Origin of the sequence: Bradyrhizobium roseum, from assembly GCF_030413175.1 — a bacterium.
GTDB lineage: Bacteria > Pseudomonadota > Alphaproteobacteria > Rhizobiales > Xanthobacteraceae > Bradyrhizobium > Bradyrhizobium roseum.
In genome coordinates this window covers 2,222,455-2,246,905 of record NZ_CP129212.1, presented here as the reverse complement: position 1 = coordinate 2,246,905, position 24,451 = coordinate 2,222,455, and the positions used below count along the sequence as shown (strand labels likewise).

21 protein-coding genes are annotated in these 24,451 nt (G+C 61.5%); 12 read left to right on the top strand and 9 right to left on the bottom strand.

Annotated elements, in window-relative coordinates; all coding sequences use genetic code 11:
- The first annotated feature begins 2 nt into the window (after positions 1 to 2).
- The 3 genes from QUH67_RS10580 to QUH67_RS10570 all read left to right on the top strand — a co-directional run bounded on the left by QUH67_RS10580 (position 3) and on the right by QUH67_RS10570 (position 3,794).
- A complete protein-coding gene (locus QUH67_RS10580; protein WP_300948002.1) occupies positions 3 to 968 on the top strand; it encodes an NAD-dependent epimerase/dehydratase family protein in 966 nt (321 codons plus the stop codon).
- Positions 965 to 2,125 carry a DegT/DnrJ/EryC1/StrS family aminotransferase gene (locus tag QUH67_RS10575; RefSeq protein ID WP_300946616.1) on the top strand — a complete coding sequence of 387 codons (1,161 nt, stop codon included), beginning with the start codon at positions 965 to 967 and terminating at the stop codon, positions 2,123 to 2,125. The genes QUH67_RS10580 and QUH67_RS10575 overlap by 4 nt, the downstream gene beginning before the upstream one ends.
- Positions 2,126 to 2,228: 103 nt before the next feature.
- Positions 2,229 to 3,794, top strand: coding sequence for a glycosyltransferase (locus QUH67_RS10570; protein ID WP_300946615.1), 1,566 nt, complete (start codon positions 2,229 to 2,231; stop codon positions 3,792 to 3,794).
- A gap of 3 nt (positions 3,795 to 3,797) precedes the next feature.
- Here the strand turns inward: QUH67_RS10570 and QUH67_RS10565 are convergent, their stop codons facing one another.
- Genes QUH67_RS10565 through QUH67_RS10555 form a run of 3 tightly spaced genes read right to left on the bottom strand, consistent with a single transcriptional unit; the run spans position 3,798 to position 7,095 of the window.
- The gene (locus QUH67_RS10565) at positions 3,798 to 5,357 is read right to left on the bottom strand and encodes a lipopolysaccharide biosynthesis protein (protein WP_300946614.1); all 1,560 of its coding nucleotides are present in this window, start codon (positions 5,355 to 5,357) and stop codon (positions 3,798 to 3,800) included.
- On the bottom strand, positions 5,354 to 6,280 hold the full coding sequence (locus QUH67_RS10560) for a glycosyltransferase family 2 protein (protein WP_300946613.1): 927 nt from the start codon (positions 6,278 to 6,280) through the stop codon (positions 5,354 to 5,356). Before QUH67_RS10560 ends, QUH67_RS10565 begins: the two co-directional genes overlap by 4 nt.
- Positions 6,281 to 6,312: 32 nt before the next feature.
- Entirely contained in the window at positions 6,313 to 7,095 is a 783-nt protein-coding gene (locus QUH67_RS10555) for a polysaccharide deacetylase family protein (protein WP_300946612.1), read from the bottom strand.
- Positions 7,096 to 7,586: 491 nt separating this feature from the next.
- Between QUH67_RS10555 and QUH67_RS10550 the strand changes: the two genes are divergently transcribed.
- Together QUH67_RS10550 and QUH67_RS10545 are read left to right on the top strand one after the other, a co-directional pair.
- A complete protein-coding gene (locus QUH67_RS10550) occupies positions 7,587 to 8,735 on the top strand; it encodes a glycosyltransferase family 2 protein (protein WP_300946611.1) in 1,149 nt (382 codons plus the stop codon).
- A gap of 198 nt (positions 8,736 to 8,933) precedes the next feature.
- Entirely contained in the window at positions 8,934 to 10,151 is a 1,218-nt protein-coding gene (locus QUH67_RS10545) for an O-antigen ligase family protein (RefSeq protein WP_300946610.1), read from the top strand.
- Positions 10,152 to 10,177: 26 nt separating this feature from the next.
- Here QUH67_RS10545 and QUH67_RS10540 read toward each other — a convergent pair whose 3' ends face one another.
- From QUH67_RS10540 to QUH67_RS10520, 5 genes are read right to left on the bottom strand one after another with little or no spacing between them, the layout of a single operon-like run.
- Positions 10,178 to 11,116 (bottom strand): glycosyltransferase family 2 protein, encoded by a 939-nt coding sequence (locus QUH67_RS10540; protein ID WP_300946609.1) that lies wholly within the window; start codon positions 11,114 to 11,116, stop codon positions 10,178 to 10,180.
- A gap of 13 nt (positions 11,117 to 11,129) precedes the next feature.
- A complete protein-coding gene (locus QUH67_RS10535; protein WP_300946608.1) occupies positions 11,130 to 12,263 on the bottom strand; it encodes a glycoside hydrolase family 16 protein in 1,134 nt (377 codons plus the stop codon).
- Positions 12,264 to 12,304: 41 nt separating this feature from the next.
- Positions 12,305 to 14,551, bottom strand: a complete 2,247-nt coding sequence (locus tag QUH67_RS10530) for a glycosyltransferase (RefSeq protein ID WP_300946607.1) — start codon at positions 14,549 to 14,551, stop codon at positions 12,305 to 12,307.
- Positions 14,552 to 14,563: 12 nt separating this feature from the next.
- Positions 14,564 to 15,604: a glycosyltransferase family 2 protein gene (locus QUH67_RS10525; protein ID WP_300946606.1), complete on the bottom strand. Its 1,041-nt coding sequence runs from the start codon at positions 15,602 to 15,604 to the stop codon at positions 14,564 to 14,566.
- Between the two features lie 3 nt (positions 15,605 to 15,607).
- Positions 15,608 to 16,360, bottom strand: coding sequence for a glycosyltransferase family protein (locus QUH67_RS10520; RefSeq protein ID WP_300946605.1), 753 nt, complete (start codon positions 16,358 to 16,360; stop codon positions 15,608 to 15,610).
- Positions 16,361 to 16,396: 36 nt separating this feature from the next.
- Here QUH67_RS10520 and QUH67_RS10515 point away from each other — a divergent pair, with 36 nt between their 5' ends.
- The gene (locus QUH67_RS10515) at positions 16,397 to 16,828 is read left to right on the top strand and encodes a hypothetical protein (RefSeq protein ID WP_300946604.1); all 432 of its coding nucleotides are present in this window, start codon (positions 16,397 to 16,399) and stop codon (positions 16,826 to 16,828) included.
- 185 nt (positions 16,829 to 17,013) lie between these two features.
- On the opposite strand, the gene QUH67_RS10510 is transcribed toward QUH67_RS10515, so the two are convergent.
- Positions 17,014 to 17,817 (bottom strand): metallophosphoesterase family protein, encoded by an 804-nt coding sequence (locus QUH67_RS10510; RefSeq protein ID WP_320416132.1) that lies wholly within the window; start codon positions 17,815 to 17,817, stop codon positions 17,014 to 17,016.
- A gap of 254 nt (positions 17,818 to 18,071) precedes the next feature.
- On the opposite strand from QUH67_RS10510, the gene QUH67_RS10505 reads away from it, so the two are divergent.
- The 6 genes from QUH67_RS10505 to QUH67_RS10480 all read left to right on the top strand — a co-directional run bounded on the left by QUH67_RS10505 (position 18,072) and on the right by QUH67_RS10480 (position 24,430).
- Positions 18,072 to 18,698 (top strand): hypothetical protein, encoded by a 627-nt coding sequence (locus QUH67_RS10505; RefSeq protein WP_300946603.1) that lies wholly within the window; start codon positions 18,072 to 18,074, stop codon positions 18,696 to 18,698.
- Positions 18,699 to 18,727: 29 nt separating this feature from the next.
- The gene (locus QUH67_RS10500) at positions 18,728 to 20,986 is read left to right on the top strand and encodes a polysaccharide biosynthesis tyrosine autokinase (protein WP_300946602.1); all 2,259 of its coding nucleotides are present in this window, start codon (positions 18,728 to 18,730) and stop codon (positions 20,984 to 20,986) included.
- Between the two features lie 11 nt (positions 20,987 to 20,997).
- On the top strand, positions 20,998 to 21,744 hold the full coding sequence (locus QUH67_RS10495) for a hypothetical protein (protein ID WP_300946601.1): 747 nt from the start codon (positions 20,998 to 21,000) through the stop codon (positions 21,742 to 21,744).
- An 85-nt stretch (positions 21,745 to 21,829) separates the two neighbouring features.
- Positions 21,830 to 22,174: a hypothetical protein gene (locus tag QUH67_RS10490; protein ID WP_300946600.1), complete on the top strand. Its 345-nt coding sequence runs from the start codon at positions 21,830 to 21,832 to the stop codon at positions 22,172 to 22,174.
- A 338-nt stretch (positions 22,175 to 22,512) separates the two neighbouring features.
- Positions 22,513 to 23,181 carry a sugar transferase gene (locus QUH67_RS10485; protein ID WP_300946599.1) on the top strand — a complete coding sequence of 223 codons (669 nt, stop codon included), beginning with the start codon at positions 22,513 to 22,515 and terminating at the stop codon, positions 23,179 to 23,181.
- 610 nt (positions 23,182 to 23,791) lie between these two features.
- Positions 23,792 to 24,430, top strand: a complete 639-nt coding sequence (locus QUH67_RS10480) for a transglutaminase-like cysteine peptidase (protein WP_300946598.1) — start codon at positions 23,792 to 23,794, stop codon at positions 24,428 to 24,430.
- The last annotated feature ends 21 nt before the right edge of the window (positions 24,431 to 24,451 follow it).

Here is a 24,451-nt window from a genome sequence, read left to right as displayed (position 1 = left end):
AAATCCGTGACTCAAAAATACTCGTCACCGGTGGATGCGGTCTGATCGGATCGACGACCATCGACCTTTTGCTGCGCGAACACGACCCCGCCAAGATCGTCATCTTCGACAATCTGGTTCGCGGTTCGACCTCGAACGTCGAGGCGGCGCTGCGCGATCCACGCGTCGAACTGGTGGAGGGCGACATCCGGGACATCAAGCGTCTCAACGAGGTGACGCAGGGCATGGATGCCGTCATCCACATGGCCACGCTGCGCATCACCGCCTGCGCCGCCGAGCCTCGCGAAGCGCTCGAAGTGATGTGCGTCGGCAGCTACAACGTGCTCGAAGCCGCGCAGGCCGCCAACGTCAAGAAAGTCGTGACCGCCTCCTCCGCCTCGATCTACGGGCTGGCAGATACGTTCCCGACGGCGGAAGACCATCACCCCTACAACAACCGGACCTGGTACGGCGCCAGCAAGATCATGCTGGAAGGGCTGCTGCGCTCCTTCAACGACATGTACGGCCTGCCCTACGTCGCGCTGCGTTATTTCAACGTGTACGGCCCCCGGATGGACCTGCACGGCAAATACACCGAGGTCCTGATCCGCTGGATGGACCGGATCGCATCGGGCGAGCCGCCGCTGATCCTGGGTGACGGCAGCACGACGATGGACTTCGTCTACATCGATGACATCGCACGCGCCAATGTGTTGGCGCTGCAGTCCGACATCAGCGACGAGGTCTTCAACGTCGCGAGCGGCACCGAGACCAGCCTCAACGAACTTGCCGCGGCATTGCTTCGCGTGATGGGGTCCAATCTGGCGCCGGAATACGGCCCCGAACGCAAGGTCAACCCGGTTTCGCGCCGGCTTGCCGATATCGCCAAGGCCGAGGACATGCTCGGTTTCAAGGCGACGGTCGACTTGCAGGAAGGGTTGCAGCGTCTGGTCGCATGGTGGCGTGAGAACAGGCACAACATCCAATGATCCCGATCATCAAACCGGTCATGGACCAGCGGGAGGCCGACGCGGCTGCCCGCGTCATCCTCAGCGGCTGGATCACGCAGGGTCCGGAAGTGGCGGCCTTCGAGCGGGAATTCGCCGAGTTCGTCGGCGCCAAACATGCCTGCGCCGCTTCGAACTGCACCACCGCGCTTCATCTGGCGCTGATGGCGATCGGCATCAAGCCGAACGATGAAGTGATCACGGTCAGCCATTCCTATATCGCCACCGCGAATGTCATCAGGTACTGCGATGCGGTGCCTGTATTCGTCGACGTCGACCCGGCGACCTACAACATCGATCCCGCCGCCATCGAGGCGGCGATCACGCCCCGCACGCGCGCGATCCTGGTCGTGCACCAGATGGGCATGCCGTGCGACATGAATTCGGTGATGGAAATAGCGCGCAAGCACGATCTTCGCGTCGTCGAGGACGCCGCCTGCGCGATCGGCAGCGAGATCTCGATCAACGGGCAATGGCAGAAGATCGGCCGGCCGATCGGCGACATCGTGTGCTTCTCCTTCCATCCCCGGAAGGTGATGAGCACGGGCGACGGCGGCATGTTGACGACCGACAACCCGAAATGGGATGCCCGGTTCCGGCTGTTGCGGCAGCACGGCATGAGCGTTCCGGACACGGTGCGGCACGCCTCCCCGCAGGTGATCTTCGAGAGCCACCCCGAAGTCGGCTACAATTATCGCATGACCGACATCCAGGCGGCCGTGGGACGCGAGCAGCTGAAGCGGATGCCGGAGATCATCGCCGCCCGCCGGCGCCTGGCGGCGCGCTATACCAAGCTGCTGCAGGATAATCTCGGCATCGTCACGCCGTACGAGCCGGAGTGGGCACGCAGCAATTTCCAGAGCTACAGCGTCAAGCTGCCCGACCGCCTCGACCAGCGCGCGGTGATGCAGGCCATGCTGGACGCCAAGATCGCCACCCGTCGCGGCATCATGTGCGCGCATCGCGAAGCCTGTTATGCGGGAAGCCGCCACGCATCGCTGAAGCATTCCGAGGCCGCGCAGGATCATTGCGTCATCCTCCCGCTCTATCCCCAGATGACCGAGCAGGAGCAGGACACGGTGGTGAAGGAGCTCAAATCCGCGGTTCTCGCGCAGATCGGTGCGGTCGCGGCCCAGTAGTGACTTGGATAAGTGACCTGGATAATCGATGACGAGCCATGTGAGGAATGCTGAACCGGACGCCGATGGCGCGGCAATCACGCCGTCCGCCTCGGAGCGAATCTTGTCGAACTTTGCCCGGTTCGAGGCCGAGGTCGACCGCGCGGCCAGCGCCTACGCCAAAGGTGAGCTGGAAATGGCGGCGTTTTATGCCGCCATCGCCTCCACGATCGCCACGCATACCCATTGCGGAATATTCAACAGTCCCCGCCTCGAAGCGATCCTGAACGCGATCGGCCGCCAGATCGCCCCGGGCGACAAGACCGCGAAGCGGAGCAGAACAGGCGCGTTCAAGAAGGTGCTCCATGTCGGGAGCGAGCTCTCCTCCGTCGGCGGCCTGACGCGCATGATCAGCCGCTGGATGGACGCGGACAGCGAACGAACCAGTTCGCTGGTGCTCACCCAGCACCGCGGCGAGGTCCCCGAACATCTCACGGACGCGATCAAGCGCAGCGGCGGCGAGCTTTACCAGCTCAACCGGTCCATCGGCAGCCGGTTCGACTGGGTTCGAAAACTGCGGCAGATCGGGATCGGCCATGACGTGATCATCCTGCACATCCACTGCGAGGACGTCATACCGGTGCTGGCGTTCGCCGACGAGAGCGGGCTGCCGCCGGTGCTGTTCCTCAATCACGCCGATCATTTGTTCTGGCTCGGCACCAGCGTTGCCGATCTCGTCCTCAACCTCCGCGACGCCGCCACCGATATCTCGATCGCCCGCCGCGGGGTCGAGGTCGAGCGCAATTTCCTGCTGCCGACGATCGTGGCGCCGACGACGCGCGTGCAGTCCCGCGCCGAGGCCAAGGCGGCTCTCGGTCTGCAACCGGATTCGGTTCTGCTGCTTTCCGTCGCGCGAAGGCCGAAGTACCGGTCCATCGACGGGCTGAGCTTCGCCGACCGCCACGTCAAGCTGCTGGAAAAGTGCCCTCAAGCGCAACTGGTCGTGGTCGGCTCCGGCGAGCCAGACGACTGGAAAGCCGCCAAGGCCCGCGTCGGCGGCCGCATCACGGGCCTGTCCGAGGTACCTGATCCCAAGCGCTATTTCGAAGCTGCGGATATCTATGTCGACTCGTATCCGTTCGTTTCGTCCACCTCGATGATGGAGGCGGCAGGATATGGCTTGCCGGCCGTCACCATCTTCACCTTGCCGGACGCGGCCAGGATCTTCGGCATCAACCACGTCGGCCTTGTCGGGACGAGCCTGGTCGCCAGGACGGCCGACGAATACGACGCGATGCTCGAGCGGCTGGTCGTCGATGAAGCTTTTCGCGCCGAGAAGGGTGAAGCTACGCGTGAGGCGATCGAGCGGCTTCACGTCCCCCCGGGATGGTGTTCAAGCCTCGAGGCCGCGCTCGAGCGCGTCAAAAGCCTTCCGGCACGACCGAGCCGCGCGGCTGCCCCGAACTTCGTGGAGCGGCCCGGCCTTGGCTCACCTGACGATATCCATCAAGAGATCGTCGGCGCCGAGCCGAATCTGCCTGAGATCAAGATGATCTACATGGGCGCCCTGCCCCTTCGTCAACGCATCGCGCAGTTGCGGCGGATGCGCAGGGAGGACGAAGTTGCCGGTTGGGCCCCGACGCTTCGGCTCCTGCTGCCTGAATGGCTGAAGCGCACCATCAAGCCATGACGTTCACTTCCTGTTTGCTCGCAGGCGCGCGAGCAGCGGGATCGATCTCGATTTCAGCTCCGCCGCGAGACCACGCGACAGCACCACGATGCGGCTGCGGATTTCGCGATAGACGTTGGCCTTCATGATCACGCAGCCTGCCAGCACCACGAAAACGCTCCCCGAAACCAGGCTTCCCAGCAGCAGTTGCACGAAGTGGTGGCGGGCGGGATCTGATACGGAAACGCCGGCCATGGCGGCAACCACGCCGCACGCGGCCAACGGCAGGATGACCTTGATGGCGTCGATGAAGCTCACCGGACTCCCCCTGGTTGCGAACGCAAAGCAAGGGAGCAGCAGCAAATTCATCGTGATGGCATAGGAGGCCGCTATTCCGACCACGCCATACGGAATAGCCAGCAGAAAGCCCAGACCGACGATGGGTACGAAGATCAGACTCCAGATGAACATCCGGCGGGTTTTCCCGAGGGAAATATAGATCCATCCCGAAGCGTTCATCGGTATCCCGGCAAACAGCGATACCGCCAGCCATTGGAAGATGGTGGCGGCTTTATCCCAGCCCGGACCGTAAACGATGGCGATCAAGGGATCGGAGACCGCGATCAGGCAAGCCGCCGTTCCGGCGCCGAGGAACATCAGTAGCCCCAGGGCATCCAGAAACGCCTGGCGCCAACGCTCCGGCTCATTCTGCAACCGGCTCAACGACGGCTCGATCGCCGCACTGAGCGGCCCGTTGAAAAGGTTGAGCGGCAGCAGCATCAACTGATAGCCGCGCGAGTAGAAGCCGAGCTCGGTGGCGCCAAACCGCCAGCCGACGATGATGTTGTCCAGTTGCCGGTGAAAGAAGTTGACGACGCTGAAGCCGGCCAGATAGGCGCCGAAGTGGAGACCGCTCCGCGCACCGCGCCAGTCGGAAACCAGGCTGGGCCGCCACGGACACGTCGTCCAGATCAGCGCCAGCGTGACGATCTGTGCGACGAGGGCCGTGACCGCGAGCGACCAATAGCCAAGGTCCGTCTTCCACGCCACGAGGATCCCGGCCACCCCGCCCGCCGCATGCCCCACGAGCCCGGTCCATTGCAGCGTCATCCAGCGCATCGAACGCAGCAACAGCGCGGTGTGCTGCGAGCCGAGTGCTGCGAGCGGGAACGACAGCGACATCACCATGATCAGCCCGGAGACGCGCGAATCGTTGAAGAACCAGACCGCTATCGGCGCGAAGGCGCAGACGATCGGCACCAGCACGAGGCTGATTCCAAAGCCTATGAAAAACAGCCCGCTCACCATGTCCTGGTCGATCTGGCCACGCTGGACCGTCGCGGACGTCAGGCCCAGTTCGGAGAACAGCGCGACGAAGCCGGTCACCGCCGCCGCCATCGCCACGAGGCCGAACGCGTCCGGCTCGAGCAGGCGCGCCATGACCGCGGTGATGAAGAACTGGATCAGCATCCGGATCGGCTGCGCCGCGACCGCGATGATGCTCCCGCGTGCGGCACGCTGGCCGATATCCCGGTTGAGATGATCGGTGTTCAGAATTCGGCGATTGGATTCGTGCCTGTTCACGACCTGCCGGCCTTCGTGCGCCCCAACGTAACGGCCAGGGCGTCCCTCAACGGGCTATCCGAGAGCAGCTTCCGCAGCGCGCGCGACGGAAACAGCAGGAACGCGCGCCAGATGGCACAGATCGCAGCCAGGCGTTCGCCCTTGTTGGCGTGGTCGAGCGCGGTCTCCGAGAAGTAGAAGAAATAGTGAGCGGTCACGCCGAAATACGATTTCGCAAAGGCGATGGGCGAAGCCCACACGCGCCATTCGGGAAGGGCGTTCTTCCAGAAAACCCGCCTGGTGAACCGTGCACGTCGCAGCTGCAGGCTATCGTACGAACCGGTCTCCCGCTGGGAAAACAGGACGCATGGCTGCCTGACGAATCCGACGCCGTGCTTGCGGGCGATCCTCAATTGCCAGTCCCAATCCTGGCTGCCGATGAAATCCTCGTTGAAAAACCCGACGGTCTCGCGAACCCGGGCCCGCACCACCGTGGCGCCGATTTGCGGGAAGTATCCGCTCATCATGAACCTGAGAAGGTCATTTCTCTCCGCAGGCAAATGCTCCGGCCAGGGACCGAAGATCGGACGACGTTGCGGATCGGTGTTGACGATCTGGCCCAGCACCATGTCCAGATCCGGACTGGCATCCAGCACGGCAAGGTGGCCATGGATATGATGTGAGGTCCAGACGTCGTCATCGTCCAGGAAGGCGATGTAATCGGACGTCGCGGCGGCCATGGCAATGTTGCGGGCGGCGGCGGCTCCGGACGTGGCTGTATGCAGGTAAACGGCGCCGAATGCTTCCGCAGCCTCGCGCGTGGCCGGCAACGTTCCGTTGTCTCCGACGATGATCTCGAAGCGCAAGCCGCTATTCTCGAGAGCACGAATGCTCTTGAGGCCTTCCCGCAGCAGTTCCGGGCGGTCGCGGGTGGGGACCACCACCGAGACCCGCTTTGCTTCTGTCATGACGAGACTTAATACCACTCCTCCCAGTTATCGAAAGCCCCGTTTAATAATGCGGTAAAGATCCGATCGTCGTCCATCCAGGTAACGAACGTCCGCGCGATGGTACCGGGCGGCCGGGTATTTTCCGCCTGGGCGTATACGTATTTGTAGCCGGCTTCGCCGGCGGCGGCGTGAGCGTCGGCGGTCCAGTTCCTCGACTGCCCGAGCGGAATGGCGAAGCAATCAGGGTTAATCCCGAGCCGCGATTTCAGCACCTCGCGCGACCCGTTCAACTCCTCGACCGCCTTGGGCGTGTCGATTTTCCCGAAGTCCGGATGCGTGATGGAATGGCTGCCAATCTCGATACCCATTGCCGGAAGCCGGGCGAGCTCTTCCCAGTCTAGCATGCGTGGCCGATGCCATTCTGAAGAACTCTCGATCAGGCCGGTTGCAACGAACAAGGTGGACGGAATGTCGTGCTCTGCAAGAATCGGCGCGGCCACGGTGAGGACGCTCTTCCAGCCGTCGTCGAAAGTAACAGCAAGATCGCGGGACGTTCCCTCCCCGCCCGCAATCCGGGACGCAGGCACGAATCGAAATCCAAGCTGCTTAGCGAGTTCGATATGCCGACGAAACCGCGCCGGCGAGCAATCGTTGACGCCGAGATCCGGCTGTCCGACCGAGTGATAGCAAAGCAGGCGGCCGTTCGGCTTCGCGTGATGGGCACCGAACGATGCAATCAACTGCCTCTCGCAGTACATCCGCGCCTTGGCGAGCCGTTCACGCGGCCTGAGCCGATCTGCAATTCCCATTGTTCCTTTAACCAACCGTCACATCCTGGCCGGCGACGGAGCATGATCGTCGCAATCGACCCCGATGATAAGTGAATTATGTCTTAGCCAGAAAAGCGCCTAAATACTTCGTCGTCCCGTCAACCGCCTCATATTAAGCCTAACGTTCCCGAGCGTGTTGACCAGCAAAAAAGCCCGATCGCTGCGCGGCAAATTCGCGCTTCGCAGGCTGATCTCCAGGAACGGGGCGCCCCGATCGGGATGGACGAGGTGAAACAGAAGATACCCCGCAACCGCTCGCCCTCATTGACGCAATGGCTTCGGAACGACTGCCATCCTGGAAGCGAAGCACGCCGGCAAGCCGTGACGCAGGCCCGCTTCATCACTCTTCCCCGATATGAGGGTTAACGACTGCTTGCGATCGCTCGCGCCAGCATTAACGCGAGTTGACATTTAACTCTGAAATTGGACGAGGCTGGCCCGCCGTGCCGCTCTCGAATATTCTCGATTCAATGAACGAATACAGCATTTCAGCTCCCCAGATTGATTTCAAGGCGCGCACCGAAGCCGCGCCGTACATCCCTTTGCTTTCGGTCATCGTGCCCACGTTCAACGAACGCGTGAACGTCACCAAACTGTTCGACAAGCTCGGGCACGCGCTGACCGGCATTGATTGGGAAGTCATATTCGTCGACGACAATTCGCCGGATGGCACCTCTGACGTCGTGCGCGATCTCGCCGCAAGGGATGCGCGGGTCCGCGGCATCAGGCGGATCGGCCGCCGCGGGCTGTCAGGGGCCTGCATCGAAGGCATCCTGGCATCGAGCTCACCCTTCGTGGCCGTGATGGATGCGGACCTGCAGCATGACGAGACGCAACTGCCGAAGATGCTCGCCGCGCTGAGAGACGGACAGGCCGAACTTGCCGTCGGCAGCCGCTATGTCGAGGGCGGCAGCGCGGATAGTTTCGACAAGCAGCGCGCCGGCTTCAGCCTGCTTGCAACCGGGATCGCCAGGCGCCTGCTGCAGGTCAGCGTCTCCGATCCGATGAGCGGCTTCTTCATGATGCGCCGCGACCGCTTCGAAGAGCTGGCGCCCCAGCTCTCGACCCAAGGTTTCAAGATCCTGCTCGATATCATCGCCACCGCCCGCGGCGTGCTTCGTACCGTGGAAATACCCTACCGCTTCGGCTCGCGCCTGCATGGCGAGAGCAAGCTCGATTCCATGGTGGCGCTCGATTTCCTCGGGCTGGTGCTGGCGAAGCTGACCAATGACGCGGTATCGCTGCGCTTCCTCCTGTTCGCCCTGGTCGGTTCGACCGGCCTTGCCGTTCACCTCGCCACGCTGTTTGTCACGCTCAAACTGTTGAACCTGCCCTTTGCGGAAGCGCAAGCCTGCGGCGCGTTCGTCGCCATGACCACGAACTTCATCCTGAACAATTTTCTCACCTATCGCGATCAGCGGCTGAAAGGTTTTGCGGTTCTCCGCGGACTTTTGGCCTTTTACTTCGTGTGCAGCGTCGGCCTGCTTGCCAATGTGGGCGTCGCGTTCGCGGTCTACGACCACGAGCCGACCTGGTGGGTGGCTGGCGCCGCCGGCGCGCTGATGGGCGTGGTGTGGAACTATGCGATGTCCGGTCTTTTGGTCTGGCGCAAGCGGTGATGGAAGCGGCACCGGTGGCTTTCCTCTCTTGACGGTCGCTGATGAGGAATGGAGAATCGGCGGCTTCTCGGCCAAAGAGACCGGTCGAATACTTGATCCGGACGCACGGACCTGCGATCCGTCATCCACTGAGCATCTGGAAATGAACCGCCAAGCGCCGAAACCGTTCGCTATGACAATGACCGAGATCCTCGGACCATGATCTCTGCGACCATCGACTCAAGCCCGCACGAAGCCAGCTGGGGGCACAACGCCACGTGGTTGTTGTGGCTCGGCTGCGCCGTGTCGCTTGCGTTCATTCAATCCGTACCCACGATACCCGCGATTATCTTCCTGGGAACCGTTCTGGCTCACTGCGCCCTCTTCCCGCGCCGCGTCGTTGCGGCGATCACCTGGAATTTCGTTCCCTGGGCGATGGTGGTGTTCGGGGCACTCTCCGTCCTGTGGTCGCTGGAGCCGATGGTATCGGCGCGCGCGGCGCCTCAGATCGGGATCACCGTACTCGCCGCGATCATGTTCGCGCAGGGACTCCCTGCCCGGACGTTCATCGCCGGGCTGATGTACGCGCAACTTTCCTCGATCGTTGCGAGCTTGTTCATACCCGGCATCTTCGGCGCCAAGAACAGTCTCGGGCTTCAACTGGCGATGGCGATGCTGTCCAGCGTATGGGTGCTGCTCGACCGCAACCAGCCGAAATACGCCAGAGCCATTGCGCTCGCGGCCCTGCTGAGCGCCCCCTACATGCTGCTTTCGGCGCGCTCGGAGGGAGCCCTGCTGACCGGCTTTATGGCAGTTGGCGGCTCCATTGCGGTCTTCCTGTCGCGCGGGCTGCAAGCCCAGGCGCGCGTAGTTCTGCTCTGGCTCGGCATCGTTGCCGCGCTGGTCACGCTGGGCATCGCGTTCCTGTCGATCGACCATTTGTTCGACACGTTCCTGTCGTCGATCGGCAAGGATAGCAGCCTCACCGGACGCACGGTGCTTTGGTCGCGCGCCGCCGGTATCATTTCAGATTACCCCTGGGGCGGCGTCGGACTTCAGGCGTTCTGGGTGGCAGGCAACCCGGAAGCGATACGCTTCTGGGAAATGTTCTTCATCCATGGTCACGCCGGATTTCATTTTCACGATCTCTGGCTGGAAGTCGGCGTCCAACTGGGACTGATCGGAATATTCATCGCCGCCATGACGGTGATCATCGTGGTTTTTAACGTCTGGAGATGGGCGCTTCGCGACCCCGGACCGGAGAGCTGCTACTTCGTCGGGTTCGTCACGCTGATCCTGCTGCGAACCATCGGTGAGGTCGAACTGTTCAACCAGTTCAACCTGACATCGCTCATTTTCATATCGGCATATTACTACGCCGATCGCGCACGATCCGGCCCTTTGGCTCAGGCAGAATCCTTCCCTCAAGCACGTTGAGCGAGCAGCACGCCGGGGAAACGCCGTCAATGCGGCTGACTGCCGGCGAGCCCCAGCGATTTCCTGCTGCGCAGAACGACCTGCTCCCAGAGCCGGGCTGCGAGATAGACCGACGTCGTCCATCTGACGAAGAACGGCGGCAGGAAGTCCGCGATGCTCCGGCATTTCACCGCGTCGATGACATTGAGCCACTGGATGCGGGCATCGATGGCTTCATAGTGCATCCGAAGCAGCGCCTTCTCCCGCTCAGTGAGGCGCGGCAACTCCCCCAAGGACCTGCTGCTCTCGCGCAGGCGCTCCAAGTCCGCCTTCGAGTGATGACCGCTGATCGAGCCGGACCGAACGATCGACGCATAGGTCCGCTCGGGAATAACCCTGAAAACCGCGCCCGCGGCCAGCGCCCTGGTATAGAGCGCAAAGTCTTCTCCCAGGCGCAGACGTTCGTCATAGCGCAACTGGTGCGAGTCCAGGAATGACCTGCGCATGATCGGCTTGAGGAAGCCGTACTCCTTGCGCGGCCGTGGCCCCTTACTGAGATTTTCGGTCACGAACGTCGCCAGGTCGACGGTCATCGTGGCGCTGTGCCCGATCAGGAATTCGGTGTCGCCGCCGTCTTCCTTGATCTGAACCTGATCGTCGGCAACGAAATCGGCCCCTTCCGAAGCATCCAGCAGCGCCTGCATCCGGTTGGGCAGAAAATAGTCGTCGCCATCGAGGATGGCGACCCAGGGTGCCGTCGACGAATCCAGCCCGCGGTTGCGCGCCACGGCCGGCCCGCCATTCTGCTCCAACCGGCGAAAGATCAGCCGGCCTCCAGCCTGATCCTGCATCGAACCGACGACCGAGGCCGTGTCGTCCGTCGAGCCATCGTCGATCACGATGACATGGTTGACGAGGGTGTCGGATAACGCCGAACGCACCGCCCTTTCGATCGTGCGTGCGTCGTTCCAGACCGCGATCAGCACATCCACGCAGGCTTTACTTGGCGTCTTTTCGTGCATAGGCCCGGACCCAATCGATGGTGTACTTGGCTGGAAATGGCGTCGTCTTGTCCGGCGAGCCGGGCCAGTTGCCTCCCACCGCGAGGTTGATCAGCATGTACATCGGCAGATGAAAGTCTTCAGGAGTGGATTTACTCGCGACCTGCACGTCGTCGAAGTACCATAAAAGCGTATCCTTCTCCCACACCACGGAATAGGTATGGAAATCCTCCGACATATCGGGGACGTCGATCGGCTTTGCCTCACCGGTGTGCTTGTCGCCCACATTGCTATGCCAGGCGACATAGAGCTTCTTCGTATTGTCGCCGAGAACCTCCAGGACGTCGATTTCCGGCGGCCAGGCGCGGTTCTCCGGCAACAGCCAGAACGCGGGCCAGAGGCCTTTGCCCTTGGGCATCTTTGCCCTGATCTCGAACAACCCGTACCTCTGCGAAAACGAGGCCTTGGTGGTCAGCAGGCCTGAGGTATAGGAGCGGCCCCAGGTAAACTGGCGCAAATCCTCTTTCAGCGGCTCCGCGACGATTTCGAGCTTGCCGTCCGCGAGCCTGAACGGATCGATATTCAGGCTCTTCGTGCCTGTTCCGGCAAACTGGCGATCGCTGTAGACCTGCAGTTCGCCGTTATTGGGCAACGTTCGGCTGTGAACGCCGCCGTAGCCAAAATTGGTTCGCCACACGCCCTTCGACTGCCCGTCTTCGAGGTCCAGGCTGAGCGCATCGAAATCATCGGCGAAGGTCTGCGAATATTGCGACCGGTCGAGCTGGATCTGGATCGCGGAAACAACATCCGCGTTGGCTCCGGCGATCGTAAGTTGCTGCCCATTGCCGATATCCAGCAATGCACCTCCAGCCTCGATCTTGAGTTCGGCCCGAAGTTGATCGAGGCTGAGCGCGCCAAATCCGACGAGACGGATTTTCTGGCCGGCACGCGCGTCAAAACCCTTGAGGAGCCTGCTGCTCTGCCCCTTGCGCACCTCGAAGACGAAATCCTTCTGCGCGCTGGAGAGCGTCTCGATCGCCATTTGTTCAGCGCGGGCATCATAACAAACCGGCATCTGTGAAAATGCCGTGACCACCGCCAAGAGCGCGAGCGCCCGGATCGCCTTTCGCATCAATTTACTCCCGCACCAGACTGAAACCATGCCGGCGCACTTCATACCCGCGAAGCATGGAACTCAATCCCTGGACCGGCGATTTGTCCGGCGGCGGCTGAAATGCCGCCGTAGGCGCTGTCCGGCGCAAAATGTCTTGAAATGACTGAAAGTCCTCTGGCACCCAGTTCCGACCGCAACTTGTCATCCGCCAGCAACTTGACGACGTCAGCGGCGAAGTCAGGCGCGTTGTCACTGATCGCCGCGCAACCGTTCATGATATCAGCGACGCCTTGCAACGTCGTCGTCGTCGCAACGACCGCCTTTCCCTTTGACAGGGCTTCGATCAATTTGATCTTCAGGCCCGATCCGGCCCGCAGCGGCGAAATGACGACCGCGGCCTCCGCATAGAGATCGTCCAGATCGTCCACGACGTTCAGCAGCCTCACCCCGTCAGGCACCCGCGCCAGCCCGCTGCAAACACTGCCGGCAATATTGAGCGCTGCGTCGGGCCGCTGCTGGCGGATGGACGGCCAGCAGGCGTCGATGAACCATTTTATGCCGTCAACATTTGGCGCTGCCGAGCTGCCGACGAATAGCACCGTATCGGCGCCGCCGGGCTGGGGCTGCTTCACCGGCAGCGCTGCGATCGGGGCGACCAAGATTTCATGCCCAGGCAATTTTCCCCGGAGCACCTCCGCCTCATCGCGCTGGATGGCCACGATGGTATCGGCTGCGGCCAGCATCTGCACTTCCTCGGCCAGCAAAATCGATGCAACCGAGTCGGATGCATTCAGGCTGTCGAACTGGGACGAGCGGCTCGAAAACAGATCATGCATGATCACCAGTCGCCGCGCGTCCGGCCTCAGGGCGTAAGGAAACGCGTCGGTCAGGAAGCAATAGTCCGCGATCAGCACGTCGCCGACGGACGGTGCGGCCTGCGCGATGAACAGCTGGTCTTTCCGGGTTAGCGGCTGTGAAATCGCGTAGGGCGCCGGGCTGAACATGAGGCGCGCCGTCACGCCTTTGCGATACAACAGCCGATCCACGACCCCCAGCGCGCTTTTCACCCCGATCCGGGGATCGCAGGCGACGATGTAGCGGCCGACACGAACCGTGCCGCGAAACCTGATTGAGCTGAAGAACGCCATGTCATCGGAAAGCTTCAGGAACGGCAATCGGCCCATGGTGATTGGTGAGGGAACAACGAGGTGCACGCCGGCCCCCTGCTCTGCCAGATAGGCGGCGATATCCAGCAGGTAGCGGGAGCTTCCGTTGGTCCGCCCAACGATGCGTTGACGGGTGAGGATGCAGATTTGGCGGCGGCCTTCGCTCGTCGTTTTGTCGCGCGTTCGACCCAGCCTCTTGATGAACTGCCAGGCCGGCATATGGAGCAGCAATGCGGCCGCGGGATCGGCCATTGCGGTCCGCACCGCGGCCGCCATCTGCCCGGCCTTGATCTGCAAGACCAGCCTGTCGAACGTGATCGCCCGCCGGATGGAGCGCTCCCGGGCGCGAAGCGCGCCCTGCAACGAGGCTTGCGGCCATCGCTTTTCCCAGCCCGCTTCGGCGTCCGCGATCCGCTGCAGGGCGTCGGAACTCAGGCGGTGCGATACCGATCCGCTGTGCCTGCGATAGAAATAGCCGATCTGCGGCAGCGTGAGAAATTTCGCTCCGGCCATCAGCAAGCGAAAAATGAAGTCGTAGTCTTCCGCGATGGTCAGCCGCTCGTCATAGCGGAGCTTGTGCTGCGCGATGACCGAGCTTCGGATTACCGGTTTGAGATAACCCAGTGCCGGTCCCGTGCCGTATGGATTGTTGGTCCGCACATATTCTTCGGGTGAGACCCATTGCGGGCTTTTGGCCCACCGCCCCGAGAACAACGTCTGCGGAGATGCCTGCCGGCCGGCGTCGAACAGAAGCAGGTCGTCGGCTGCGATGTCCGCTCCACTCTTGCTGGCTTGATCGATGATCGATTGAAGCCGTCCCGGGTGCATCAGGTCGTCGCCGTCGAGGATGCTGATCCACTCACCTCGAGCAATATCGAGCGCCCGATTGCGCGCCGCCGCCGGCCCGCCGTTGACATCCGACCTGACGAGACGAATGCGGCAATCCTCGGCCATCAGGCCTTCAACGATTTTGACGCTGGTGTCCGTCGACGCGTCGTCCGAAACGATGATCTCGATGTTGCGAAGCGTTTGACGGCATGCGGAGCGAACAGCATCGGCGATGAACTTCTCGCCGTTGTGATTTGCGATAATCACGCTGACTTCGACGATCGCCTCTCCGCCGCTTTTCACCTCGGCCATGCCGCGTCCATTTCAGCCTATGTCAGCGTGCGCGCTGCGTCGTGCCGAAGGAGCGCCGGCAGTTTTTCGAGTGACGAGGTGGGAAATAAACCCGACCGAAAACCCGAGATGCATGGCCATTGCGGCCACCCCTGAGCCGCATTCACACCCATCCTTGTTGCTGAAGCCCAGAAGCACGCCATAGAACAAACTGGCGGCAGCCCACAGCCCGGCGGGGATCGCAAGCACCGGTGCGACAAAACCCATAGCCGAAAGCGCAACGGCCGGGCCGACCATCACGGGAATCGCCTGCCGCAGCTTGGGTTTCATCCGGTGCTTCAGAATGGTCATGGCCCGCCCCCTGCCAAAATTTCGATATTGGCGAAACAGAGCGGCAAGGCTCGTCCTCGGGTAATAGCCGATGTCGGCGCCAGGACACAGATAGATGCGATATCCGGCCGCGGTCAGCCGGAAGTCGAGCTCGGCATCCTCGTTATGCGAGAAGGCTTCGTCGTACCCTCCAACGGAGCGAAAGGCATTCACCTTCATCAGGGCGTGATGGCCATGATCCACAAACCGCCCTTCCGCGGACCTGCGGTGCGCCGAGCCTCCGTTGCCCAGCCTGGAATTCTGCGCCGCGGCCGCGGCCTTCTGGAAACACGACACGCCCCTGGCGGTCATGCTGACAACGACCGAGTCGGCGCCAGTCATCTGCTGGGCAGCGAGCAATGTTCCACAAAAGCCTGCGGGATAATCGGCATGCGCATCGACCCGGATGATGAACGGAGCCAGATCGCCATACTGCTCGACAGCCCTGTTGATCCCGCTGCTCTGAATCCGCCTGACATTGTTGAGGAGAACGATCCGGCCATCGCGCCGGGAACACGCCTCGACAATTTCAATCGTTCGATCGGCGCTTCCGCCATCCGCAACCACGATCTTTCGAACAATATGCTCGGGCTCCCCCGCGAAATGATCCAACACGCCTTGAATGTAATCTTCCTCGTTCAGACAAGGAATGACGACGACGGCAGACGACGGCAAGCTCGCGAGTTCCTCAGAAGCGATCGGCATGTGTCACGGTCTCTGTCGGCTGGAGATGTTGAGCTTCGCGAGATCTTCGATCAACTGACGACAACTGCTCGCCGTGTCAGCCAGTTCTGCCGTCGGGATACTCTTCAGCGCGTCGGACAATTGTTGATGATATTCACTGGTCATGGACGTGACAATGGCGCGGAGCGCCGCTTCGGGATCGCCGTTCAAGGTGAGGCCGATATGCTTGTCCGCCAGCCAGCGTGCGGTTTCGACGCCTTCAGCCGCAATCGGCACGGCGCCAAAAAACGCGCTCTCGTAGATCCGGTTGGGCAGCAGCCACGACGAGTTCAAACCTTTTTCGAAATAGTCGACGGCCCAGCAAAAATGCACACGGTGATAGAGTGCAGGCAACTCGTCGAAACGATACGGCCCGGCAAAGGTGACGTGGGGCGCGCGGGCCACGAGCCCCTCGAAGTCGGGAAACTCGTTCGGGGAAGGACGACCGGCGATCACGACTTCCAGGTTGCCGCCGCACTGGCGGGCCACCGAGGCCAGGATGTCAAAGCTTCGCTGGCACCTCAGCATTCCGAACCAGCCGATTTTCCAGGGCGGGCCGTTTCGGCGCGCGGACCGCTCGGGATCGACGTTGCCGAAATCCGGAAGCAGAACCTTGTTCTCGATGATCCTGATTGGCGCGGCCAGATTGCGCGGCTTGAAATATTCGGAGACGAAGCGAGGCGAACTCGTCACGATCAGATCAACGCCGTTGACGAGGCTGCTTTCCATCGCGCGCAAAAGACGGCCCGGCAAGTTGTCGCGCAACAGCAGACGATGAATGTCGAGACATTCGAACACCAGCGCGGCATTCGCGGCATATCGCTTCCGCGCCATGCTCGCCAACAACAGCATTTCGAGATTTCTCGCCAGCACCACCTGACAGCCATCCAGGACGTCTCCCAGCCGCTTCAGCCGCGCCGCCGCCATCGCGACCGACCCTACCCGCGCCAGCAGATGCCCGTCCTTGGTCCGGCCGAGGCTTGCGGCCTCGCATCCTTCAATGTGCGTCGGCGGCACGGCAACCCGGGTAAACCCGGCAATTTTGACCTGCGCGCCGCCAGCCTTCAGCATCCTGACGCGTCGGTGAACGGCAGGGTCCGAAAGATCGTGAACGAGGTAGGCGATCTTCAGGAATCTGCCCCATTTGAAAAATGTAATGCGTGTCGAATCAATGCGCTGTGGGTCGCCACGTCGCCGTTGTGGTGAGCCACCGAGAAATAGAATAGATGCCGCACGCGTTCGATACCTTTAGTTTGTTAACGCTAATGGAAACGCCGGCGTAAAACAGGCGACAGGAACAAGCGGCACGGTCCTGCCAGGAATTCCGCGAGGACCGTTTCCTGCTTTCGCCCGAAGGATTCCGGCTGAGGCGATGTGGGCTTCCGATCGGATCAGGACGGCAGCGTATCGATGAAAGACAGTGACGAGCCTTCCATCACGAGGCACGTCAATCTGCCCGTTGCATAGGCGCCTGTGTCGATATTGATGCGGTTTGGCCTAACCTCGATTTCGTAACCGGGCGTATGACCATGGATGATCGTCTTGCCGAAATCCGCGTTCGACGTCAGAAATGCCTCGCGAATCCAAAGCAGGTCCTTTTCCGCCTGGCGCGCCAGCGCGACGCGCGGCTTTACGCCGGCATGGGCGAAGAAAAAATCTCCACATTCAAATGACGGCCGCAGGGCGCGGAAGAACTTGATGTGGGTTTGCGGCAACGCCCTGTGAAAAGCGGCCTGTAATTCGGCGATTCTGATCTTGCTGCCCACTTCGATCCCATAGGAGGCCAGCGTTTCGGTCCCGCCGAGACGCAGCCATCGATCGAACAGGCCGGGATCGCTCAAACATTTGAGCGCGATCTGCTCATGGTTTCCTTTCAGGAAAACATGCTCGCCCATCTCGTGGCGTTCGATCAATCGATCGATCGTCTCGCGCGAATGATTGCCGCGGTCGATGTAGTCGCCAAGAAACACGAAAATGGCCCTGGCCACGGGATGGCCGGCCAGATCGGCGTCGACCTTGCCCAGCAGTTCATCGAGCAGGTCGAGCCGCCCGTGGACGTCCCCGAACGCGTAGATCCGCACTCCGGCCGGTAGCAAAGGACGACGCCCCTGTACCATCAGTTGTTCGGCGCCCTCCAGGGAGGCTCGCATTCCTAACGCACCTTCGTGAGGATAAATGGGAAAGTTACCAAGCACATATAGACATGACCTGCCTTAGAACCTGTGCCATCCGGTCGCATTCGCCGAGAAGATAACGACAAATTCGACAGATATTTAATGCTCGACCGTAAATCCAAGCATTTTCAATCGATTGACTTAGGTTATCACTCGGACAAGGACTTAACCGTCAACCTTACCAATCCTGTTCAGTTGAACCTATTACGGCCATGCGATACCCTAAGAGATGGATTTCTCTAGAATATTAATGGCTGTTCAGGCTGGGGTGTAAAATGCGTCATGGTTGTGTAGCGAAGGTCCTGTTCTCGCAGATTGTCCTGGCGTCTTGCGTCAGCTTTGCATGGGCCGCGCCCTGCGTTGCTCCGCCGGCCACGCCCGAGTCGATTGCGGAATTCAAGGCAAATCCGGGTGCGCTTGTCGCGCCGAACTCCGATACCCGCGCGATCGAGGCCCGCGTGCGCGAACTCGCAGGAACGTCTGCGGACCTAGCGCCCGACCTGGTCAATCTGGCTCAGGGCACGACACCCCGCTTCCGTACGGCGATTGCCGCCGGCCTCGCTCAGGCCGCCGTCGCGTGCAGCACCATCGACCAACAGGCCGCGCTGCAGATCCAGCAGGCCGTGGCGAGCTTCGAGAACAGCCAGTTCCAGTCTTCTTTTGCCGCAGTGGCGGGCGACATGTCGACGTCGGCCACCATCGCGGCGGCGAATACGGCCACCGGCAACGCGGGCAGCGTCGTCATCGTCAATCCGAACAGGGCCGCGAGCAGGACATTCAATCCGGGCGGTGGCGGCAGGTCGGCCGTGGTCCAGATCACGTCGGGCACCATCATCATCACGGCGGATACACCTGACGCCGGCACCACGACTGCGGCTGATCCGGTCAGTCCGACACGTTAAGTATCGCGGATCGAGTTCAAGGACCACCGATGAACGTGTCTGGCCAATTTCCGCGTTATGCCGCCTCGATTGCCCCGCCCCATGCCGCGGGGCTTTCGCTCCTGCAGATTCGCGATTTTGTAACCCGGCAATGGCGGCTGGTCGCGCTGGTCACGGCTCTGGCCGTCATCATGGGAATAGCCTACCTCGCGCTCACGCCGCGCAAGTATACCGCCCAGACCGACATGATCATCGATACCAAGCGGGTGAGCTTCTCGCAGTCGGAGCTCGCGACGGAGAACCGCATCGTCGAGGATGCGTCGGTCGAAAGTGAAATCGAAACGACCAAGTCGGAAAAGGTCGCGGGCGTCGTCGCCAAGCGGCTGCAGCTGGTTTCAGATCCCGAATTCGTCGGCTCCGGCGAGAGCCTCAAACAGCGCATCTTTTCGTTGATCTGGTCAGCCGCTCCGACCCCTGAGCCTTCGAGCGAGGAAATCTTGCGCGGTGTGATTGCCCAGCTCAGGGCCAACCTGAGGGTCACCCGCCTCGGGCGCAGCTACATCGAGCAGATTTCCTACACCTCCCTCGACCCCCAGAAGGCCGCGAGAATCGCCAACGCCTTCGCCGATGCCTATATCGAGGATCAGTTGGAGGCGAAGTTCGAAGCCACCCGCCGCGCCAGCATCTGGCTCGAGCAGCGGATCGGCGAACTGCGCAAACAGGCCAGCGACGCCTTCAAGGAAGTGCAGGACTTCAAATCGCAGAACGGCATCATCATCGGCGTCGACGGCAAACTGGCCAGTGAAGTGGAACTGGATCAGCTCGGCATAGCGTTGGCCAAGGCGCGGGCGGAAACCAGCCAGGCCAAGGCCAAGCTGGATCGTATTACCCACGTGCTCGCCTTGCGGCCGGATCCCAGCAAGGAAAGCCTCAACATCCCCGACCCGGTCGTTACCGACGCGCTGAGCAATCCGGTCATCACAAAACTTCGCCAGCAATTCCTCGAGGACCAGAACAAGGAGTCGGAGTGGCGCGCCCGTTACGGGGCGGATCACCAGGCCGCCCGAAATCTCCGAGCCGAAATGGCCGCCCTGCAGCGCGCGATCTGGGACGAAATCACCCGCATCGCCGAAAGCTACAAGAGCGAGGTCCAGATTGCGAAGGCGCAGGAAGAAGCGATCGAACGGCGCATGAACGAAGTGTTCCAGCAGTCCGGTTCGACGCGGCAGTCGCAGGTGCGGTTGCGCGAACTCGAAACGGCATCGAACACCTACCGCAACATCTATGAAACGTTCCTGTCGCGGTTCACCCAGTCGGTCCAGCAGCAGTCGTTCCCGTCCACCGAGGCGCGCGTCGTCACCTACGCCTCGGCGCCCTCCGGGGCGAGTTCGCCCAAGAAGAGCTTCACCCTGGCGCTGTCTACGCTCTGCGGTCTGAGCCTGGGTATTGCGCTGGCGATCGCCCGTGAACGGATGAGCCGGCAGATTCACACCCGTGCGCAGCTGGAAGAGCTGCTTGGGACCAGCTGCCTGGCCGTCTTCCCGGCGCTTTCCAAGAAGCGGCCGCAGCTCGGAAAGGGCGCATCCATAGCCAGCGCTGCCGCGTTCCGGCAGATTTCGGGAGCGCCCCCCTTCTCTGCGACCGCCGAAGCGTTGCGCTACCTGAAGGTGGCCGTCGATCTGCATCCCAAGGGCGGCAAGATCGTCGGCATGATCTCGGCGCTTCCCGGCGAAGGAAAGACGACGGTTGCCGCAAGCCTCGCCGATTTCCTGGCACGGAGCGGCAATCGTACGCTGCTGATCGACGCCGACCTGCGAAATCCGTCCTTGAGCAAGATGCTCGGCTACGCGGATGCGCCGGGCCTGCTCGACGTGGTGGCCAATCAGACGCCGTTTGACGACCTGGTCATCACCGACTCGAAACACAAGTTCGATTTCCTGCCGTCGGCAACGCGCATCAAGCCGTCCAACAGCTCGGATATCCTGAGTTCGCCGGCGATGAAGGCGCTGTTGAAGTCGGCGAAGAGCTCTTATGACTATGTCCTGATCGACCTGCCGCCCATCCTGCCGGTCGTGGACGTCAAGGCCACCGCGCACCTGTTCGAGGCGTTCCTGCTGGTCGTCGAATGGGGCGCAACTTCCACCGACGAAGTGGTCAAGGCCATCGGCACCTCGTCGATCGTGTCGGAGCGTCTGCTCGGCGCCGTTCTCAACAAGGCGGACGAAGCTGTCATGCGGCGCTTCGAGGGCTATTCGGATCGCAGCTACGGCTACTACAGCGACGAGAAGCCGCACAGCGAAACGGTGTGATCCGGTCGGCCATGCCGGGCTCTAGCCTTCGCGTCCCAACACGCTCGAAGCCCGAACCCTTTTTCGGCAAGCTCGCCCGCATCGGCCTGATCGTCGTCGTCAGCTGCGCGGGGCTGGCCTGGGCAGGTCTGAACGCCAAGCGTGGCGCGGCCTCCGACATGTTTCGGGATATCGGGACCCACCTCCTGAAATTCGAAACGTTCAGCCCGGCGACCTCGGCCGCCACGCTGGATGGAATAGCGGCGCAGCACCTGCGCGGCTGCGACGTGCATGCCCAGCGCGCGCTCCTGCTGCTGGAAATTCCGCTGGCGTATGCCGCCCTGCAATCGGGCGCCGTTCAGGAATTTGACCGGCGTGGCCGCTCGCTCGAAGACCGCGCCCGGCAGGCGCTCAGCTGCAACCCGCGCGATTCGCTTGTCTGGCTGGTGCTGTTTGGCCTGCACACAGGTCGCGGACAGGTCGACGAGAACGCGTTCGATCTCTTGAACATGTCCTACGAGACCTCGCCGTACGAAGCATGGATCGCCGGCCGCCGTTTGACCGCCGCGGTCCCGGTGATCCTGTCCGCCCCGGAACCGTTGCGAGAGCGCATCCTGGCGGAGTTTCAACATCTGGTGCGCAAGCGTTTTACGGAAATGCCGGTGCGCGCCTATCTCAGCGCGCCGCCGGCCGTGCGAACCTTACTGCAAGCCAGCATCGATCAGCTCAGCGCCAAGGAAAAAGAAGCCTTCGCGGCCGCCCTGAAGAAATTTTCATAATTTTCCCGGTCTTGCCTGGTCAATCCGGTGCGTCTATTGCTGGCTCCGATGGGGCGGGCGACTTGGCCTGTCATGGTGGCGAACGATGAATGCTCCTGTCGCAGCTCTGCTTCTCATCTGCCTTCTCGCAGCCCCTGCCCGTTGCCCGGCACAGGAGTCGGCTGACTCGAACCTCTCGCAAGAAGAGTGGCGCCAGCGGGTAGACCAGGCGCGTCGTCGGACCGATGACTTCGTCGCAACCGCGCGCAGCCGGAAGGCAGACTCTTTCTCGGCGGACGATCTGAAGAAGGAAGCGATCGACCGCGCCAGGCGCGACCCCACCTTGCGCCAAGGGGATATCGTGGCAACCGATCGCGGCTTCGAAATGTTTGTGGGTAACGAGGAGTACCGTCAGCCCGGCGATTTCGTCGCTGTGCAAGGCTCGAAATAGAATCGACGCGGCGGGATTTGCGCCCGCGGACAAAGTCGCGCCCCGCGCGCCTGTTTAAACTTCAATACATTAAATGGCTTAGTCGGGTTTTCTCGCTAGCGCCGCCGGCGCTCTACGAGCGCCGACGGCGTTAGCGTTAACGGCGCGCCGATATTCCCAAACCTTACAAACCGCCGCCTAACCACATGAAATTCAGCTTAACGAGCGCTTTTCAAAAAACCGAGCTTGCCTTGATCGCGGCTCCTCCATAAAGTGGGTTAAAGAAGAATAAAAATCCCGCGGAATAAAAAAAAGAAAAAGCCGGGCGCATTTTAAATGTTAGTTTTTGGAGTACCGAGATGGGCGGGCTGGCTGACCTCAATGAGTTCGAGATCGCGCGAAGGGATCGGTCCGAGCCTATTGGATATATGCCAAAGCGGATTGTCGACATCGTGTTGGCATTGTCGGGAATCATCCTCCTCGCTCCGCTGCTGGTGATATGCTACCTTCTGACGGTCATGACGTCGCCAGGGCCTGCGCTGTTTCGTCATCGCAGAGTCGGCTTCAACAACAAGCACTTCGATTGCCTGAAATTCCGCACGATGCTGGTCGATGCGCCGGAGCGCCTCCATCATCTGCTTGAGTCCGATCCTGCGGCGGCCAGAGAGTGGGCCGAAACCCGGAAGCTGCGGCGGGACCCTCGCATCACCCCCATCGGCGCCATCCTTCGCAAGTCCAGCCTGGACGAGCTGCCGCAGTTGTTCAACGTCCTCAAGGGCGACATGAGCATCGTAGGACCGCGCCCGATCACGGACGAAGAGCTGGAGCGTTATGCAGCCTCAGTGGGTGCTTATCTCGCTTGCCGACCCGGTATCACCGGCTTGTGGCAGGTCAGCGGCCGAAGCACGACGACATATGACAAGCGCGTGGCCTGCGATGCATTTTACGCACAGAACTGGTCGATTGCTCTCGACGTCAAGATCCTCATCGTGACAGTGCCTTCGTTGTTGTCCGAGACGGCTTTTTAACCAGTGCAACGATGCCGCGCGGGCTCGGATCCCCTCGGCGGAAGCAACCATGGCGATCCAGCCAATGGCTCCCAGGCATTTACCCGTGAAGCGACCGATGTCGTTTACGCTCCTCCGGGCTTGAGATTGCTAGGCTAGGTGACGGCGGCTAGATCATGATGCATTTTGAAGCATCATGACTGGTCGAGCCAATGAACGGTCATCAGCAAGGCCGAATCGGGCTTCTCATCGCGTTGATCGTGTCCCGTGATGGCCGTCTGGTTCGGCCTGCCGGAATGGGAGGTGATCGGGTTCTTGCGATCGCTGGCCGGCTCCGTCAAACATCTCTGGTCGGCATTCTAGAGCCTCACCGCCGCGGCTTGGACGGCAACGCAACGCCTTGTGCGCCGCGCCGATCGCGAGCAAGATGCCGTTATCGGCGATCTGTCGAAGAGCGTGCCCGCTGGGCGCAGGCGCAAGATGACTCCGCCGTCGCTCCAGGGTTCATTTTACGAAAGAACGTAAATAGCCGTTAACTTTGCGTGGGAATGAAGACTTAACCTCGTGATGACACACTTCACCGGTCGATGGGGCGCCGTGCAGCACCATCATTTTCTGGGGTGGCTGTATCATGGCGCGAAGCGCTTCCGCAATTTCGCTTTCCTCGATCGTCTTGCTGCTCTTGCTCGCCCCTGCACAAGGCCGTTCGCTGATCGAAACCAGCGTCGTGATGCCGATTACCGAGGCATCGCCGACGCTTTCGCCGTTTCAGCACGTACGGTTTTGTCTGCGTTACCCGGCCGACTGCAAGTCGGACCCGACCGAGATTACGACGGTCGAACTCACGGCAGAGACCCTCGAAACGATGCATCGCGTCAATCGCGACGTGAACCTATCGATCATGCCCGTAGCCAAGAACGACGCAATTGCCGACGGAGGGTGGACGATTTCTCCCGTCTCCGGCGACTGCAATGACTACGCCGTAACCAAGCGTCACGAACTGGTGCAGAAGGGCTTTCCGACCAAAGCGGTGCGGTTGGCCGTCGTGAAAACCTCGTCGGGCATCGGCCACCTCGTCCTGGTCGTCGCCACGAACAAGGGCAATCTGGTGCTCGACAATCTCTCCGAGACGATCGTGCCGTGGCAGTTCACCAAATATCAGTGGGTGAAAATACAGTCGAGCAGCGACGCCCGATATTGGTTCGAGATCATGCCGCGTACGCTGGTGCTGTCGCAGGTCGATCGGAAGATCCGCTCGGCTGATAGATAGCGCTCTGGCGCGCTGGATAGA